Here is a 381-nt window from a genome sequence, read left to right as displayed (position 1 = left end):
TCGATCCCGGTGCGGTCGACCGGCCCGGGGGCGGGAGCGACGCCGGCGGCATAGGCGACGATGGGCTGGGCGAACAGGCGCACCGGCCCGGCATGGAGATCGGCATAGGGCAGCGCGCGCACCCACAGGAAGCTGTCGTCGGGCGCCTGCGCGCCGCCCCACAGCGCGTTGCGGTTGTTCTCGTTGCGCAGGCGCACCTCGATGCCCGTGGACAGCCAGGCATCATCGCCCAGCGGGATGTATTTGAAGGGGCCGGTCCAGTGGTGGGCGCGCTTTGCCGCGTCGGCCAGGTCCGACCAGTCCTCGTCATAGCGCGTGATGCTCAGCGTGGGCGCCTGCCAGGCTTCGGCGGTCTGGGCGGCCGCTGGGGCGGGCCGTAGC

General features: G+C 72.7%; 1 pseudogene. It reads right to left on the bottom strand.

The window, feature by feature from the left end:
* Nucleotides 1-381 (bottom strand): annotated as a pseudogene (locus NMD1_RS00670) (alginate export family protein); the annotation flags it as partial.

Origin of the sequence: Novosphingobium sp. MD-1, from assembly GCF_001014975.1 — a bacterium.
GTDB lineage: Bacteria > Pseudomonadota > Alphaproteobacteria > Sphingomonadales > Sphingomonadaceae > Novosphingobium.
The sequence above is the reverse complement of the archived record's forward strand: the minus strand, read 5'-3'. Positions and strand labels throughout refer to the sequence as shown.